Here is a 17096-nt window from a genome sequence, read left to right as displayed (position 1 = left end):
ATCTGCGTCATCCGCGTCATCTGCGGCTAAAACCTTTGTCGAAAAACTAAAACTTACGACCTTGTTACACAAAAGGATCATTCCCTTGTGCCTTTTGTGGCTAATCTTCTCTTCATTTTAGCTGACAATGTTTTTCCAGTTCTTCACCAGGTGCTCCGCCGTGCGCCAGGCGAGCGCCTGAATCGTCTGGGTCGGGTTGCGGGCGCCGCTGGTTCCCATCACCGAGCCGCCGAGGATTCCGAGATTCGGCGCTTCATGCGAGAAGCCCCACTTGTCGACGACATTGGTCTCGGGATTGCCGCCCATTCGGGTTCCACCGTAAGCGTGAGTCGAAGCGCCCATCGCGCCGCCGACGTTTCCGGTGCCGTTGACGCGGATCGCCCCTGCGGCCATGTACCACTGTTTCATTTTTTCCGCGATGTATACGCCGATCTTGCGCTCGTTGTCCTTGTATTCCGCCGTGATCCGGGTGACGGGAAAGCCGAGCGGGTCTTTCACCACGGGATCGAGGTCGAGGTAATTGTCTTCGTAAGGGAGAGTTGTCTTCTGGAGATAGGCGCCATTGGAGCGGTCGGCGTTCTCCTTGACGAACGCTTTCCACTTCGATCCCCAGTTCGTTCCGCCCTGCGGCATCCACGCCTGCACGCCGTTGACTGCGGCGATGGGCCGGCGTTCCGTGTAGACGTACAGAGTTCCGCCGCCGATGAAGTCGAGTCCGGAATGATCGAAATTGTCATCCGCCCAATTGTCGATGGCGATGCCTTGTCCTGGCGTGCCGTACCAGTTGTTCAAGTTGAAAGGGAACAGCGCGCTGACGGCGCCGCCCTGGTTATGGCTGAAGTAGTGCCTGCCGACCTGTCCGTGATTGTTCGCAAGGCCGTTCGGATACGCCTTCGATTTCGAGAGCAGCAGGAGCCGGACGTTCTCGTAGATATAGCTTCCGAGAAGCACGGCATCCGCCGGTTGGAAATACTCTGTCCCATCCTTTAGATAGTTGACGCCCGTAATTCGGCCGGTGCCATCGGTTTCGAGTGTCGTCACCCTGGCTTCCGTGACGATGGAGAATTTGCCGGCCTTCATCGCCTTCGGAATGGTCGTTACTGCGGTCGAACTTTTCGCGTTGATGTGACAGCCGGCGCCGATGCAGTAGCCGTGATAGGCGCAGCCCGGACGTCCTTCATAGGCTTTGCTGGTGATCGCAGCGGGCGCGATGAAAGGATGCCAGCCCAGCGATTTGCCGGCGGCGGCCATCTTCTCCATGTATCCGCTCGTGCGCAGGGCAGGCATGGGATAGTCGCGCCGGCGCGGGCCTTCGAAGATGTTGCCGCGCTCGTCCTTTTTGCCGCCGAGGTTTCCGGCTTTTCCGGAGACGCCGATTTCGTATTCGACGTGGTCGTAATAGGGTTCAAGATCTTCGTAGGTGAGCGGCCAGTCTTCGACCGTCGATCCTTTCGGAATGCGCGAAGCCCCATAGCGCCTTACGGTTTCGCTGCGCACTTTGAAGTCCCACGGGTTGAGACGCCAGCTTTGCGCCATGTAATGAACGGAAGTCCCGCCGACGGCATTCATCATCGGGTGGTTTGCGCGAGTTGCGTTTTGCGAGGCGTTTGCCCTGGACGTCAGGCCTTCGATTTTGGTCTTCTGCGGGCCCGGAGGCCAGAGGCCCCGGCTGAGCTTCAGTTCATCGGGAGCCATGTCGCTGGTACTCAACCATGACCCGGCTTCGAGTCCGATGACTTCAAGTCCCGCCTGCGCCAGCGGGAGGCAGGCGACGCCGCCGGCGGCTCCGAGTCCGATGATGACAACGTTGGTTTTCTTCAGGGTGGTGGCCATGACTAGAATTCCGCCTTCTTGAACATGCCGTAGTCATAAGCCGACTTGCCGCTGGGCTCCGGTTTGACATCCATGCGCTGCAAGTTCGCGGAGACCACGATTCGCGCTCCGGGGTAGCCGATCAGATTCCAGCCGGCGAAGTCTTGATTGCCGCCGTAAAACGGATCCGAGAAGGTGCCCTGGATCGTATGTGTTCGAACCATATTGAAAAAAGGCATGCCCTGCATTGCGGTTAAGACGGCATCCTGGTCTGCTGCCGGCAGTTTCGCGAACGATCCGCCTTTAGCGGACTGCGCCTGGCTGTCGATGGCGGCAAGCCCTGCCGCATAAGCTTCGCGCTGGTTCTTGAGGGCGCCGGCGAGCGCCCGGTCGATGAACCGGTCGGCGCGCGCTTCAAGAGCGCCGGGGCCATTCTCATCGGCCGGGATGATTCTGGCGACGACGGCTCTCAGTGTTGCTGCCTGTGCCGGAGTCAATGAGATCAGGGCATCGCCCACAGCCGGCAAGGCCTGGGCGCGGGCCTGTGCCCTGGCTGCCACCGGAATGCCGGCGGCGGCTCCCACCATGGCCCCGAGTTGTTGGAGCATTTCGCGTCTGTTCATCTTATTTTGCCTTCTCTGCCACCTTCGAGCGAGTGGCTTCGATTTGCGGGCGATCGCTGACGCTGGGATTATCGTTCAAGTACGCATCCAGGTGTTCCAGCGCATCCTGCCATTTTTGCTGCTTGATATACACGTTGGCCAGCATGAGCTGGCTGGCGCCCATGTGCGAATCGAGAGCCAGGGAGCGCTTGAAATCCTCTTCGGCTTCTTCGTAAAACGACGATCTGTAGTTCGCCGAGCCCAGGAAATAATATGCGGGGGCCGAGCGCTTCATTTTCAGCGCGTCCTCGAGAATGTCCAGGGCATTGTCCAGGATTTTACCGGCGGTCTCGCGGTCGGCTGTGTAAAGAGCAGCTTCGTCGATGTACAGGCTGCCGATATTCACCAGTGGATCGGGGGACCTTGGATTGAGTTCGCGCGCGCGGCGGTATTCGTCTTCGGCTTCGGTGAAGCGGCCGGTTTTCTGGTAGAGCGTCCCGAGCGTATTGTGGGCGCTGTAGAAATCGGGTGCAATCTTCAGAACACCGGACAATATTTCAATCGCTCCGGCGTTATTGCCTTTGCGGATCGCTTCGCGCGATTTTTCGTAATCCTGAATCGCTTTTCGGGGATAGTTCCGGCCTAACTCATTGACGTCGATGACTTGATCGGCGGCGACGGTGGGTTTAACGGATATGAGGGTTTCCGTTTCCCGAAGTTGAATATTGACCACCTGGGCTCCGAACGTCCCGCTGCCGACACCGACCTCCTGCCGAATGTCCTCGTAGCCATCGACATGGACAAGGAGGATGTAAGATCCCGGCACCAGAGCGCCGAATTCATAATGGCCGAGCGTATCGGAATAGGTCTGTCCGGCCGGCGGTCCATCGGCCTTCTGGAGCTCCACCAGAATCCGGTCGGACGCGTGTGCCGTCGGAATGATAATCTGGCCTCGGATGGCGCCTAGCCTCTGCGTTCCAGCGCCCTGCGCGAGGACAAAAACGAGCAGGATTTTACCAAGCATCTAGGCAAGACATGGTACCATCCACGGTCCCAGCGGCGAAGTGCAAGCGCGAGAGCAGCCGTGATTGGCGAAGCGCAAGCGCGATAGCGCGCAGCCGTGATTCGCGAAGCGCAAGCGCGACAGCGCGCAGCCCTGATTAAAGGAGTTCCTTTTAATATGCGTGAAATCAGTATGAATGAGCTTGCCGCGGATGACACGGCCAGTCTGACCTCGGGGCGGGTTCTTCCGCTGCTCCTTATCATGTTTATCGGCAGCGGCTGTTCAGCCCTTATTTATGAAGTAGTTTGGTTCCAGTTGCTGGAGCTGGTCATCGGCGTTTCGACGGTCTCGCTCGGCATATTGCTTGGAACGTTCATGGGCGGAATGTGTCTGGGCAGCCTGCTCTTTCCCCGGCTCATTTCGAGAAAGCTTCATCCATTGAAGGTTTACGCCCTGATGGAACTCGGTATCGGCGTCGTCGGGCTGGCGCTCTTATTCGGGATGCCGCTGATCAACAACGTCTATACCTCCGTGGTTGGCGAAGGGATGGCGGGCATGATGCTCCGAGGCGTCATCGCATTCATCTGCCTGCTGCCGCCGACCCTGTTGATGGGCGCGACGCTGCCGGCGATTTCGCGGTGGGTCGAGACCAGCCCGCGAGGCGTCTCCTGGCTGGGCTTCTTTTACGGCGGCAATATCGGCGGCGCCGTTATCGGCAGTCTGCTTGCCGGCTTCTACCTGATGCGCGTTTACGACATCACGACGACGACATTTGTCGCGTTTGCGCTGAATATCGCGGTCGCCCTCCTCAGTTTTCTGCTTTCGAAGTCGACTTCCTATACCGCCAGCGAAGGCGAATCGGAAGTGGCGATTTCGTCGAATGCCTGGCCGATTTATGTTTCGATCGCGCTGTCCGGGATGACGGCGCTTGCCTGTGAAGTGATCTGGACCCGGCTGCTGTCGCTGCTTTTCGGAGCAACCGTCTACACCTTTTCGCTGATTGTTGCGGTCTTTCTGATAGGGCTCGGAATCGGAAGCACCGTGGGCTCCGCGCTGTCGCATCAAATGAAACGGCCGCGGGTGGCGCTCGCCTGGTGCCAGGTATTGCTGTGCGGCGCGGTAGCGTGGGCCGCTTATATGTTGACGGAATCGTTGCCGTGGTGGCCGGTCGATCCGTCCATCGCCAGTACGCCACTATTCAACTTCCAGTTGGACCTGGTTCGATCGCTTTGGGTGGTGTTGCCGGCTGCCATTCTGTGGGGAGCCAGTTTCCCGCTTGCGCTTGCGGCTGTTGCCTCCCGCGGGCAGGACCCGGCCCGCCTGGTTGGTGGAGTGTACGCGGCGAATACGGTTGGGGCCATCGTCGGTTCCCTCGGGGCGAGTCTGATCCTGGTGGCCTGGATCGGCAGCCAGCATTCGGAGCAGGTGTTGATCGCTATCTCGGCGATTTCTGCGCTATTCGCATCGGGGGCGACGGCATTCGGCGCCGAATCGGGAAGGAAGCTTTCGAAGTATTCACTGGCAGTTTCAATCCTTATCCTGGCTGGTTATACCGAGTTGCTGGCAGCGACAGTCCATCCGCTGCCGGCCCGCCTGGTCGAATACGGCCGTTTTGCCGCCGTGCGCGGCGCCACGAATAAGCTCATCTATATGGGTGAAGGCTTGACGGCTTCGGTGGCCGTTTCGGATCTGCCGGACGGAATTCGCAACTATCACAATGCGGGAAAAGTGCAGGCTTCGAGCGATCCGGCCGACATGAGACTCCAGCGGATGCTCGGACACCTCACGACGCTGATTCCGGAAAACCCGCATCGTGTTCTCGTCATCGGCTGCGGAGCCGGCGTGACGGCCGGCGCCGTCAGCATCGAGCCTCACCTGCAGAAAGAAACGATTGCCGAGATCGAGCCGCTGGTGCCGAAGGTGGTGTCCACGCATTTCGCGGAACATAACTTCGACGTTATCCGGAACCCGAAAGTCGAAGTTCGCATCGACGACGGCCGTCACTATCTGCTGACATCCAAGGAAAAATTCGACGGCATCACGTCCGATCCCCTGGATCCCTGGGTCAAGGGCGCGGCCGCCCTCTACACGCGCGAGTTCTTCGAAATCGCCAAACAGCACCTGAACCCGGGTGGAGTGGTGACGCAGTTTGTGCAGCTTTATGAAAGCAACGAAGCGGCTGTGAAGAGCGAGATTGCGACCTTCCTCGAGGCCTTCCCCAACGGAATGGTGTTCGCAAACACGGTCAACGGCCAGGGATATGATGTTGTCCTGCTCGGGCAGGTCGAACCGACCAAGATCGATGTCGACAAACTGCAGAAGAAGCTCGACAGCCCGGAATATGCGGCGATGGCTCAATCGTTGAAGGAGATCGGGATCAATTCGGCGACCGATTTGATGGCAACTTATGCTGGCAATGTGGCCGATCTCAAGCCCTGGACAGAGGATGCCATGATCAACCGCGACCGCAACATGCGGTTGCAATATCTGGCGGGCATGTCTCTGAACACATACACCGCGGATCCGATTTACGTGAACATGACGGCGCACTCGCACTATCCGGAAAATCTGTTCATCGGATCCGACGCGACGATCGATACGCTGCGCCGCGCGATACATTTCCCGTCAGCGCAGTAGCAGCCAAAAGCTTTTAGCCGCAGATGACGCGGATGACGCAGATGGGGCGCCTCAAATGTTCGTTTTTTGCGCCCCATCTGCGTCATCCGCGTCATCTGCGGCTAAAAACTTTGCCAGGAGGCGCATGACATCCGGCTGCCAGAGCATGGTGGCGCCGCTTCGCCGTGTTGTGGTCAAGCGGCCCGAAGAGGCGTTCAGTCGTATCGATCGGGAGTGGCACGACCTGAACTACACGCGGCTCCCGTCCCTGCCGAAAGCCTCCGAACATCACCGGCAATTCGTCGCGCTGATGCAGGCGGCGGGCGCCGAGGTCTTATATCTTCCCGCGGACGACCGTACGGGCGCCGATTCTCTATATGCTCACGATCCTGTACTCGTCACGGATCGGGGCGCCGTGATTTTTCAAACAGGTAAGCCGGCGCGCCGCGGCGAAGGGCCGGCTTTTGCCGACGCATTTCAAAAATGGGATGTCCCCATCCTCGGAGTCATCGACGGGGCCGCAACGGCGGAAGCCGGCGATATGGTCTGGCTGGACCCGGACACGCTACTTGTCGGCAGAGGCTTTCGCACGAATGCCGCGGGTGTGGCGCGGTTGGCGGAATTGTTGAAACCCGGCGGAGTCGAAGTCATTGCTTTCGGCCTTCCGTATTGGAACGGTCCGCAGGACGTTCTTCATCTCATGTCGTTCATCAGCTTGCTGGACGACGATCTTGCCGTCGTTTACAGACGGCTTCTGCCGGTGTCTTTGTTCGAGTTGCTCGCTGCGCGCGGAGTTGAGTTGGTAGATGTTCCGGAAGAGGAATACGACACTCTCGGCTGCAATATTCTGGCGGTGTCACCGCGTCACTTGATTATGGCCGCGGGAAATCCGGTCACTCATTCGCGGTTGAAAGCGGCCGGCTGCACGATCTCGGAATTTGACGGCAGTGAAATCTGCCTGCCCGGAGCAGGCGGACCCACCTGCCTGACGCGGCCGATACTCCGAAGCCGATGGCCGGTACTCCGAAGCCGATGAATGACGAGCGTGTCGCATTTGTCGGCGCCGGCGCGGTGGGCTGCTACTTCGGCGGCATGCTGGCGCGGGCAGGTGTCTCTGTCACGCTGATCGGCCGGGCGAATCACATCGAGGCGATCCGCCGCGACGGCCTGTTTCTCGAGCGGGCGGATTTTCAGGAATATATCCCGGTTGCCGCGTCGACGGAGATCGATGCCATACGCGAGGCCGGAATCGTTTTCCTTTGCGTCAAGACAACGGATACGGAAACCGCGGCCGCGGCCATGGCTTCGCATCTTGCGGCCGGAGCGCTGGTGGTCAGTTTTCAGAATGGCGTTGATAACGTCGAACGGATGCAACGCGCCGCAGGCATCGCCGCATTGCCTGCGGTGGTGTATGTCGCCTGTGCCATGAGCGGCCCCGGCAGGTTGAAACACAACGGCCGCGGCGATATCGTTATCGGCGGGCCCTCCAGCGATTCCGAACGCATTGCCCGGCTGTTTGAATCCGCGCGAATACCCTGTCGAATTTCCCGGAATATCGACCGTGAGTTATGGACAAAGCTCGTCATGAATTGCGCCTACAACGCAATATCGGCCTTGACCCATGCGCGTTACCGCTTCCTGACGGCGGATCCTGCAATGCGGGATGTCATGAAGGAACTGATCCGCGAGGTTGTGGCAGTCGGCATAGCTGCCGGCGTGGTCCTGCCTGCTGTCGAGGAATTGGCCGCGGCGGCTTTCAAGCTGGGTGAAACAATGGCCACGGCGACGTCCTCAACGGAGCAGGACATCACCCGTGGCCGGTTAACAGAAATCGATTCCCTCAACGGCTATGTTGCGCGCCGAGGTAAAGAACTCGGAATTTCCACGCCGGTGAACTCCACTGTTTATGCTTTAGTGAAGTTCATCGAACAGGGAACTGCGTGAGTTTCAGTCGACGTGAATTTCCGTCGTCTTATCCCGGATGACTTGAACCTGCTGTTGGAGCAGTGTCTTGCCCGCGGTATCGCGCAATTCGATGTTGTGGTTTCCAGGCATCAGATCGAAATGCTTCAGCTTACTGGTGACGCCGGCATAGCCGCCGTCCACATAGACCGAAGCGTCTTTCATATGGGTGACGATCTTGACTTCACCTGTCGGCCTCACGGCGTAAGCACTCCAATAAGGGTCGGACCATCCATACCACCCCGGTCCGTAGCCATAGCCAAAGTACGGCGACACGACCACTGCCCGCGGCCGATGGAAAAATCTCTGGGCGTACGAAGGCTGGGCAACCATTAGAAACGCGCCCAACGCAGCAGAAACTGTGACAAACCTGAACATATGACCTCACTTCCTTCCACACAAAATTAGACGGACAGAATGGCCACTCGTTTGCAGTCTGCCCGGATTGGCAGCCCGGTTGCACCTGAAGTCGGTAAAAGGGGCAATCATCATGAAGAGCCATTCGATCGGTTTGACGTTGGGGCTCGTCTTTTTTCTCGCCGTGATTGCAGCAGGCTGTCAAAAGGCTGGAGTTGAGGCCGCTTATGACAATACCTCTAATGCTTCCGCGCCCGCAGGTTCGTTACCTGTCTGGGACAGGGATTTTTTGGTGGCCGCGGAAAAAACGGAGGTCGAGGAGCGCAGCCTGAGCCAGGCTGCGTGGAATCAGGCTCGATCGGCAGACGTGAAGGAATATGCCCGCGCGGTCATGGACGATCACGGGCAAACTCTGCAACAGTTGCGAGACCTCATGCGTCGAAAGGGAGCCGGCGAACCCGGGACTGCGTCGGAAGCGAGTGCTGAAGGCGCCTATCGCCTGGATCAATTCTCCGGCGCAAATTTCGATCATGAATATATCAGCCTGATGGCGGCAGAGACTCAAGAGGCGGTTTCGCGATTCCGGCAGGCTGCGGAAACCGCGGACGACCGTGAAGTGCGCTCGTATGCAACCTCGGTTTTACCGGTTCTCGTGAGGGAAAAGCAGCAGGCTGCGGACCTCGAGAAAAGGTTAGCCCAACATCCGGGCCAATAGGCATGGCCAGGCGCGGCGGATCCACAGTGTTGTATGTGCTCGCATATGTTGTGTTCATCGGCATCGTCCTCTACTCGGTGCGCAATGCCGCCACCTCTCCGGCTCCGAAGGCTGTGGCCTACAGTGAACTTTTGAATGAGATACGCGCGGGGCACGTCCAGAAAGTTCTGATCGATCAGAACACGTTGAAAGCAACCCTGAAGCCGGATGCAGTCAAGAAGGGTGAGGCGGCCGAACTTTCCACGGAGAGGCTGCCCGGCATCGACGAAACAGCTTTGATAAAGGACCTCGAGGAACAAAACGTCGCCTTTACCGGACATGCCGAAGAAGCCGGCTGGTGGGCCGGTCTGCTGTCATGGGTGGTGCCGATTCTGTTTTTCGCCGCGATCTGGGGATTTGGCATGCGCCGGATGACAGGCGGCGGCGCCGCAGGTCCGATGACTTTCGGCAAAAGCCGCGCGAAAATTCACGATCAATCGACCGAAATCAAGGAGACGTTTGAAGACGTTGCCGGAGTCGAGGAAGCCAAAGCGGAACTGGTCGAAATTGTCGACTTCCTGAAGCATCCGATGAAGTACCAGCAGCTCGGAGGCAGAATACCGAAGGGCGTATTGCTCGTCGGCCCTCCCGGCACTGGAAAGACTCTGCTGGCGAGAGCCGTCAGCGGCGAAGCCGGCGTCCCGTTCTTCTCCATTTCGGGTTCGGAATTCATCGAGATGTTTGTGGGAGTCGGCGCCGCGCGCGTACGCGATCTGTTTGAGCAGGCAAAATTGAAGGCGCCGTGCATCATCTTCATCGACGAACTGGACGCCATCGGCAAGAGCCGCTCAGCCGCCGGGGGCGGGATTTTCACGAATGAAGAGCGCGAGCAGACCTTGAATCAACTGCTCGCCGAAATGGACGGCTTCGACAGCTCGAAAGGCGTGATCATCATGGCCGCGACCAACACGCCGGAAGTGCTCGATCCGGCCCTGCTGCGGCCGGGGCGCTTCGACCGCCAGGTGATTGTCGATCGTCCGGACCTGGCCGGCCGCGAGGCGATCTTGAAAGTGCACGCGCGGAAAATCAAACTTTCGCCTCAAGCCGATCTGAAGGTTATTGCGGCGCGCACACCCGGAATGGTGGGCGCCGATCTTGCCAATATCGTTAATGAAGCTGCGCTCCTCGGAGTCCGCCGGGGCAGCAGCCAGGTTGAGATGAGAGATCTGGAAGAGGCGATCGATCGTGTCATGCTCGGACTGGAAAAGAAAAATCGCGTGATGACCGCAAGCGAGAAGGAGCGTGTCGCCTATCATGAAACCGGCCATGCGCTCGTCGCGCTCTCACTGAAGCATGCCGACCCGGTTTATCGCGTTTCCATTATTCCCCGTTCGATCGGTGCGCTCGGCCACACCCTGCAACTGCCGACGGAAGAGAAGTACCTGATGACGGTGCCGCAACTTCAGGATCAGATTACCGTCATGCTGGGCGGCCGGGCCGCGGAGGAGCTTGTCTACAACGGGATTATCTCCACCGGCGCAGCCGATGATCTGCAGCGGGCTTCGGAATCCATCCGGCAGATGGTCACCCGGTTCGGTATGAGCGACCGGCTCGGTAACCTCACGTATGGAATCCAGCAAAATACGCGGTTTCTCCACTCCACATTCACAACGCAGGAGCGCAATTACAGTGAGAAAACGTCTGAAGCGATCGATACGGAAGTGCGCCGGATCGGCGACGAACTGTACACCCGCGCAAAAAGCGTTCTCAGCGGCCGGCGTGCGGAGCTCGAACGGATTGCGAAGGAACTGGTGGAGAAGGAAACTCTCGATCAGCAGCAGCTGGACCGGCTGCTGGATGTGCAGTTGCCGAAACCGGCTTGAACCGCTGGCGCGCGGGAGCAGGAAATATAAAAAGGGGGGACAGCGAACTGTCCCCCCTTTTACGCTCAGCGATTCTGAAGAGGTCTATTGGCCTTCTTGTGCGTTAGCTGCGCCTCTGGCGAATATTCGCCCATCGGGCATCGTGATCTGGGCATTGCCGATACGGTTGTTGTCGGCCTTTTTTGCGCGAACGCCGTTGACGGTTACTTTATCGCCGACCTTCAATGAATTCGGTCTCCAGCCCTGGCGAAACAGCGCGTTCGGCGGACCACCTTCGACGGAGTAAACAATCGTCTTCCCCGCATCATCCTTGGTCTCGACGTTGACGTAAATATGCGGATTCATCCAATCGACGCTTTTTATGGTGCCGCTGAATTTGACAGGCTTTGTGGTATCGAATTCGGCCGCGATTGCGTGGTGCGCCAGTGCCGGAATCGCGGCGCTGAGCAGGCCGATGCTCAGACCTAAAACGATCAGAAAATTTCGCTTCATCAAACCTCCTATTCCATCGCTGATACTGTAGGGGTCATTATTTTAGCTCGTTTCCACTTAAGTCAAGCGATTATTCGGGCGACCCGTTGACACATTCTCCCCAGGGTGTATACGATGCGCCAGCCGATTATTCCGGCTGCGCGCTGTCGCGCTGGCGCTCCGCGTTATTCAGGCCCGGCGCGCCGGGGAGGTAAGTTTGGTCGTTCCAATAATTTTCAAGACGATCGAGGAAAGCGGGATCAGCAGCTGGATTCGCGATTCACCTTCGATTTTTGCCTACTGGTTCATTCTTTCCTGTCATGCCATCGGCATGGGCTTGCTGGTCGGCGCAAGTGTTGTGATCGACTTGCGTCTGCTTGGCGTTGCAAAGGATCTGCCCTTGGCGCCGTTGAGGCAGCTCTATCGAATAATCTGGATCGGCTTCTGGATTCAAGTTGTTTCGGGATCATTGCTCTTGATTGCCTATCCCACGAAAGCGCTCACCAATCCGGATTTCTACCTCAAGCTGACCTTGATCGGACTTGCTGTTGCCGTGATGCACACCATCCGGAAACGCGTGTTTACGGATGCGGCAATGAGTGAAGCCGAAATGGTGCTGAAAGGCAAAGCCCTGGCAGTATGGTCTCTGGTCTTGTGGACCGGAGCTGTGACCGCAGGCAGGCTGTTGGCCTACACCTACAGCTTCCTGAAATACGATTATCGAGGTTAGGAGCCGGCATGAATCTGGTACACGTCCATCTCTGGTTGAATCATTTGCCGATTCTCGGCACCCTCATCACCCTGGCTCTCTTTGTCGTCTCACTGGCCTTCGATCGTGAAGATCTGAAGCAGGCCAGCCTCGCCCTGTTTGTAGTGATTGCGCTGTTTGCCATACCGGCTTACATGAGCGGCAGTGCCGCGCTGAAGCAATTGCAGGATGAAAATCCGGACCTTTCAATGGATGCAATTCAAGCCCATCAGGGTTCCGCGCTGATGGCCTTCATCTTTATTGAATTGACGGGGGCTGTTTCGTTGCTGGGGCTATGGCGCTTCAGCCGGTCGGAGAAAAATCCCTGGATGGAGCGCCCGGCGAAGTGGCACCTGGCCATCGTTCTGGTCCTGGCTGTGGCGACGGCGGGACTCGCCGCCATTGCCGGCAACACCGGCGGTGAGATCCGTCATGCGGAGATCGCGGCGGGCCCTGGCCCCACAGCCGTTATCGGTGAGTTCGGTTTCAAGCTGACGACTTTCGTTCAGCACATGGTCATCGATTCGTCCATGTGGGTCTGGCCGATACTGGAAGATCTTCACTTTATCGGATTGATTCTGATCATCGGCGCGTTCGGCGCTCTTAACGTTCGCGTTCTTGGAATGATGAAGCAACTGCCGCTGGCCCCATTGCACCGGTTTATCCCGTGGGGAATTGCCGGGTTCTTTATCAACATCGTCACAGGCCTGCTGTTTTTCATGGGAATGCCCGGCTTCTACACGCCGAATGTCGTTTTTCAGGTCAAAATGTTCACGATCATGCTGGCGGGATTGAATCTGCTGCTGTTCCAGTGCACCAGCGCTTTCCGGTCGCTGGAACATCTGGGCCCGGGCGAGGACGCTCCGCTCTACGCAAAGATCGTGGCGGCCAGTTCGATATTTCTGTGGATCGCCGCGATTGTGCTGGGCAGGTATATCCCATTCGGGGAAGTCAGTTAAGGCGCGATCAATTTTTGTTCTTTTTGTGGCTTTTGTGGCTAATAATTCCGCCATATGCGACTCCTGGTGATTCTGCTGCTTCTGGCGCCTTCGCTCGAGGCGCAGGTGCGAGCTCCGCGCAAGCCGGCGAATCCGCCGCCTGCCCCGCGATTGACGGACGGTACGCCGAACCTCGGACAGGTGGAACCCAATAAGGGTTACTGGGCGCCTCAGCAGTATCAGGACTACACCGCGATCGCGGATCCGAAGGACATTCCATATCAGCCCTGGGCCGGGGCATTGGCCAATTATCGTAAGGTGGACACGGCGTCGAAGTACGATCCGCAGGGGTTCTGTCTTCCGCCCGCAGGCCCCCGCATGATGACGACGCCGTATCCGATGGAGATCATCCAGATCCCGGAACAAAAGCGGATTTTGATGATTTATGAAGGCGGCGCCCATGTCTGGCGCATCATTTACATGGATGGCCGGAAGCATCCGGAGGGCGACGCGCTCAACCTGACATGGATGGGACACTCTGTCGGCCACTGGGAGGGTGACACCCTGGTAGTCGATACGGTCGGTTTCAATGAGGGAAGCTGGATCGATATGGGGGGCAAACCCCACACCGATCTGCTCCACCTGGTTGAACGGTTCACCCGCAGCGACCTCTACACCCTGCACTACGAATCGACGATCGACGACCCCGGCGCTTATACGGCGCCATGGAAGGTCCGATTCGACGTGGCATGGGACCCGAAGGGTGAGATTCAGGAGTACATCTGCCAGGAAAATAATCTTTGGAAAGATCGCGTGCGGTAGTTGGCAGATTCTACTAGAATACGGCTCTCGAATCCGAGATGGACGCATTATGGAAAGGAGATTTAACGTGAGAATTCGTTTGAATTCACTCGTGGTTGCGGCGGCCTTTGTCGCCATTTTGTCTTTCGACCTGGGTCTTTCAGCCCGGCAGGCCGGACGAGGTCAGGCTGGAGGGGCTGCAGCGCCAGGTCAAGCCGGTCAGCGCGGCGGTGGTGGACGCGGCGGACGCGGCGGAGCAGCCGCCAATCTCCCGCCCGCCGGGCCTGCGCCCCGCCTGTCTAACGGCAAGCCGGATCTCAGCGGCCACTGGGCCAACCCGTACACGCCCAACATGGCTGCAGGCCGCGGCCGTGGTGCGGATGCTGTTTCGAATGTCCTGGATCCCGTAACGAAAATGCCCCTGGATTGGCCCCGCAAGGGGGAGAAGCTCGCCGATGCCAAGGGTGCCGCCAAAACGTTCGACCTGCCCTATACCGATTGGGGCCTGGAACAGTGGAAGGCTTACGATCCCGAAAAGAATGGCGACTATGCCGGCAGCTGCTATCCGTTCGGAATGTCGCGCAGCCTCAATTCACCCCATGGCGTACAGATCGTTGCCAGCAACGATGCGCTGGCCTTCCTGTGGGAACAGAACACCTGGTTCCACTGGGTTCCTTTGGATCCCAACTTCAAATGGCCCAAGGATCTTCCGCCGAGCTGGAATGGCATATCGACCGGCCATTGGGACGGCGACACGCTGGTGGTCGTCACGTCGGGCTTCAATGGCTACACCAGACTCGACACCAATGGCCATCCACACAGCAAGGATGCCGTATTTACGAACACATTTCTGCGCGCGGATTCACGCACAATCCAACATACCTACACCGTTCACGATCCGAAGACGTACACACATGACTGGATGAACGTTCGTACCTGGAACTTGAAGCCGGCAGGCGACGTGATCATGGAATACTCCTGCGAAGAGAACAACATCAGCCTGGAGGATGGAACGATCACACGGTGGCACTACCCGGATAAAGTGGATTAGTTAAACTGGAAATTCGAGATTGGAGGTTGGAAATTGGAAATCCGATTTCCAATCTCCAATTTCTGATTTCGAATTTCCAATAGAGTAAAACGAAAAAGGGGACAGCGAACCAACGTTCACTGCCCCCTTTTTTCGTTTTACTCTACTGGCTTATTTGTATTCGGGGTTGGCTGCTGCCGCGCCACCAAAAACTGTGGAGCCGTCGGCCTTCGTGATCTTCGCACTGCCCACCCGGAAGGAAGCCTCACTTTTCGCGCGGCTGCCGGTGACGTTGACCATTTCGCCGATCTTCAGCGTGTCCGGTCTCCAACCCTGCCGGAACAGAGAATTCGGGGCCCCGCCTTCGACCTGAAAGACCACGGTTTTCCCGCTCGCCGGATCCTTCGCTTCGATGTCCGTGTAGATGTGTGGATTCATCCACTCGACTTTCTTTACTGTTCCCGAAAACGATATCGGCTTGTTTCGGTCAAACTCCGCGGATACAGCGTGGTGTGCCACGGCCGGGACCGCTGCCGAAAGAAGAGCGACACCCAAAACTGAAACACCAACGAGATTCCGTGCCATTCATTACCTCCAGTGGTTCAAAAAAGTGCGATTGAACCGAGATTATTGACTCCCCGCCGCCTTAAGTCAAGCCATCTGTAGCCGATTCTGCGAAAGAGGTTTAGCCGCAGATGACGCGGATGACGCAGATGGGTGGCATCAAGCTCTTTTTGCGCGGCGCCCTCATCTTCCTTTAGCGCCTGAACCCATACTCCAGAGCGAAATATTGCGCTTTGAAATCGCTTAACGGTCCGCGAAGCTTGGACAGTTCCTTCTCGGGTCCGTGAACCTCGAGCCTTGTCAGATCGGCGTTCTTCAACAATTCGGCCAGAAGGGGTCCGATACTTTGAATGTGCGCCAGAGCCGCATCTCCATTTTTGTACCCTTCGCGGCAGTGGGCTTCGTCCCCGTTGAACGAGAACCCGTAATAGAGACATTCCGGTTCGTTTCTTGTCTGTTCGACGCAGCGCTCGCACACGGCCCTGAATTCCTGGCTCCTGCCGCTGTGAATCCTGAAATAAGGCACGATCGTGCAGCCTGTATCTTGCGTTGCCATGAGCGCGATTTTAAGCCATGCAGTGAGCGGAATTCAACGAATCGGCTATGAAACAACTCCGCCGGGAAGGCTGTAGAGGCGTTCATCGTAAGGCGCGCCCAGTTTGGGGCCTAGTTCCTCGCGAAAGCGGCGTGTGTGGGGCGCGGCCTGATGCGAGCGGAAAGTGGCCTCGCTCTCCCAAACGGCAACGACGCTGAAGTGATTGGTGCGCGGCGCGTTTTGCTGAAAAACATCGTAACGCACGTTTCCCCCGTCATTACGGCTTTTCACAGCCTGAACGGTCAACAGGACTTCCGTTTCATCTTTTCGCGGAGGGGGCACGTCCACGTGCGTCACGACATAGACCATGCCTGCGCTGTTTTCCCGCGCCTGGGCGCCTGACGCGAACGTGTGGTGGACGCGTTGATCGTAAGGGCTGTTGTGGATCGCCTGGAGACCGGCGCGGAATTCGGCCGTCCGCGGCGCGGATTCATGGTCCCGGAACTCCGCTTCATCGTCCCAGGACTCCACGATCACGAAACGATTCGGCCGGCAGCCCTCGTGCAATACGAGGGCGCCGGCCGATTTCCGGTACGTCTTCAGTAATTCCGTTCCCGCCGCGACCGAGCCTGGATCGATGTCGATATAAGTGACTGCATGGACCATGGAGTCATGTTATAGCGTGGCCCCACGCCGCAACAAGATAACAGCGAACTATCCCCGAGCCGTGGTTTGGTTTTGGCTTTGGGACATTGCCGCCATCTTCTTCATGCGTTCGCGAATTTCCGCCACACGCTTGCGGCCGTCCGGTGTCGAATCCACTAATTTTTCAAGGTTGGCCAGGAATTGAGGGCCAAAGCCAGCCCGGATTTCACCAAGAAATGGTTCCATCTTGGTGAAAACACCAAGATGTTCGCCATTTGTATCGTTGAAAAGGCTGACGTCAATAGCGCCATGGTTGACGAGCGCTGCGGCCATATCCCAATAGCTCACCACCATACGGAGATGCGGGCTATGCTCGCCCATTAAAGCGTTGCTGATATCTGCCATCGATTGTGGATTGAACTCGCGGAAGAAGTA

18 protein-coding genes are annotated in these 17096 nt (G+C 57.8%); 9 read left to right on the top strand and 9 right to left on the bottom strand.

The window, feature by feature from the left end; translation table 11 throughout:
• Positions 1–117 precede the first annotated feature (117 nt).
• From VGK48_19520 to VGK48_19510, 3 genes are read right to left on the bottom strand one after another with little or no spacing between them, the layout of a single operon-like run.
• The gene (locus VGK48_19520; protein ID HEY2383370.1) at positions 118–1833 is read right to left on the bottom strand and encodes a GMC family oxidoreductase; all 1716 of its coding nucleotides are present in this window, start codon (positions 1831–1833) and stop codon (positions 118–120) included.
• Positions 1834–1835: 2 nt separating this feature from the next.
• Positions 1836–2435 (bottom strand): gluconate 2-dehydrogenase subunit 3 family protein, encoded by a 600-nt coding sequence (locus VGK48_19515; protein HEY2383369.1) that lies wholly within the window; start codon positions 2433–2435, stop codon positions 1836–1838.
• 1 nt (position 2436) lies between these two features.
• Positions 2437–3438, bottom strand: coding sequence for a tetratricopeptide repeat protein (locus VGK48_19510; protein ID HEY2383368.1), 1002 nt, complete (start codon positions 3436–3438; stop codon positions 2437–2439).
• 156 nt (positions 3439–3594) lie between these two features.
• Between VGK48_19510 and VGK48_19505 the strand changes: the two genes are divergently transcribed.
• The 3 genes from VGK48_19505 to VGK48_19495 all read left to right on the top strand — a co-directional run bounded on the left by VGK48_19505 (position 3595) and on the right by VGK48_19495 (position 7977).
• On the top strand, positions 3595–6054 hold the full coding sequence (locus tag VGK48_19505; GenBank protein HEY2383367.1) for a fused MFS/spermidine synthase: 2460 nt from the start codon (positions 3595–3597) through the stop codon (positions 6052–6054).
• 124 nt (positions 6055–6178) lie between these two features.
• The gene (locus VGK48_19500) at positions 6179–7069 is read left to right on the top strand and encodes an arginine deiminase family protein (protein HEY2383366.1); all 891 of its coding nucleotides are present in this window, start codon (positions 6179–6181) and stop codon (positions 7067–7069) included.
• Positions 7066–7977: a 2-dehydropantoate 2-reductase gene (locus VGK48_19495; GenBank protein HEY2383365.1), complete on the top strand. Its 912-nt coding sequence runs from the start codon at positions 7066–7068 to the stop codon at positions 7975–7977. Before VGK48_19500 ends, VGK48_19495 begins: the two co-directional genes overlap by 4 nt.
• 3 nt (positions 7978–7980) lie before the next feature.
• Here the strand turns inward: VGK48_19495 and VGK48_19490 are convergent, their stop codons facing one another.
• Positions 7981–8373 carry a PEGA domain-containing protein gene (locus VGK48_19490; GenBank protein ID HEY2383364.1) on the bottom strand — a complete coding sequence of 131 codons (393 nt, stop codon included), beginning with the start codon at positions 8371–8373 and terminating at the stop codon, positions 7981–7983.
• A gap of 112 nt (positions 8374–8485) precedes the next feature.
• Here VGK48_19490 and VGK48_19485 point away from each other — a divergent pair, with 112 nt between their 5' ends.
• Complete coding sequence (locus VGK48_19485) at positions 8486–9067, top strand: DUF4142 domain-containing protein (protein ID HEY2383363.1); 582 nt, start codon at positions 8486–8488, stop codon at positions 9065–9067.
• A 2-nt stretch (positions 9068–9069) separates the two neighbouring features.
• Entirely contained in the window at positions 9070–10929 is a 1860-nt protein-coding gene (ftsH, locus tag VGK48_19480) for an ATP-dependent zinc metalloprotease FtsH (protein HEY2383362.1), read from the top strand.
• Positions 10930–11013: 84 nt separating this feature from the next.
• Here the strand turns inward: ftsH and VGK48_19475 are convergent, their stop codons facing one another.
• Positions 11014–11421, bottom strand: coding sequence for a DUF6152 family protein (locus VGK48_19475; GenBank protein ID HEY2383361.1), 408 nt, complete (start codon positions 11419–11421; stop codon positions 11014–11016).
• Positions 11422–11617: 196 nt separating this feature from the next.
• Between VGK48_19475 and VGK48_19470 the strand changes: the two genes are divergently transcribed.
• The 4 genes from VGK48_19470 to VGK48_19455 all read left to right on the top strand — a co-directional run bounded on the left by VGK48_19470 (position 11618) and on the right by VGK48_19455 (position 14938).
• Complete coding sequence (locus tag VGK48_19470) at positions 11618–12130, top strand: hypothetical protein (protein HEY2383360.1); 513 nt, start codon at positions 11618–11620, stop codon at positions 12128–12130.
• Between the two features lie 8 nt (positions 12131–12138).
• Positions 12139–13107, top strand: coding sequence for a hypothetical protein (locus VGK48_19465; GenBank protein HEY2383359.1), 969 nt, complete (start codon positions 12139–12141; stop codon positions 13105–13107).
• Positions 13108–13161: 54 nt separating this feature from the next.
• Positions 13162–13908: a hypothetical protein gene (locus VGK48_19460; protein HEY2383358.1), complete on the top strand. Its 747-nt coding sequence runs from the start codon at positions 13162–13164 to the stop codon at positions 13906–13908.
• Positions 13909–13975: 67 nt separating this feature from the next.
• Positions 13976–14938: a hypothetical protein gene (locus tag VGK48_19455; protein HEY2383357.1), complete on the top strand. Its 963-nt coding sequence runs from the start codon at positions 13976–13978 to the stop codon at positions 14936–14938.
• A gap of 150 nt (positions 14939–15088) precedes the next feature.
• Here VGK48_19455 and VGK48_19450 read toward each other — a convergent pair whose 3' ends face one another.
• From VGK48_19450 to VGK48_19435, 4 genes are all read right to left on the bottom strand, one after another.
• On the bottom strand, positions 15089–15502 hold the full coding sequence (locus VGK48_19450) for a DUF6152 family protein (GenBank protein HEY2383356.1): 414 nt from the start codon (positions 15500–15502) through the stop codon (positions 15089–15091).
• Between the two features lie 172 nt (positions 15503–15674).
• Complete coding sequence (locus VGK48_19445) at positions 15675–16037, bottom strand: antibiotic biosynthesis monooxygenase (GenBank protein ID HEY2383355.1); 363 nt, start codon at positions 16035–16037, stop codon at positions 15675–15677.
• 45 nt (positions 16038–16082) lie between these two features.
• Positions 16083–16682, bottom strand: a complete 600-nt coding sequence (locus VGK48_19440; protein ID HEY2383354.1) for an antibiotic biosynthesis monooxygenase — start codon at positions 16680–16682, stop codon at positions 16083–16085.
• 48 nt (positions 16683–16730) lie between these two features.
• A partial coding sequence (locus VGK48_19435) for a hypothetical protein (GenBank protein ID HEY2383353.1) occupies positions 16731–17096 on the bottom strand: 366 nt, incomplete at its 5' end.

It is taken from the genome of Terriglobia bacterium, from assembly GCA_036496425.1.
In the GTDB taxonomy this organism is placed as follows: domain Bacteria; phylum Acidobacteriota; class Terriglobia; order 20CM-2-55-15; family 20CM-2-55-15; genus 20CM-2-55-15.
Note: the sequence above shows the minus strand (reverse complement) of the source record. Positions and strands in the feature narration are given on the sequence as shown.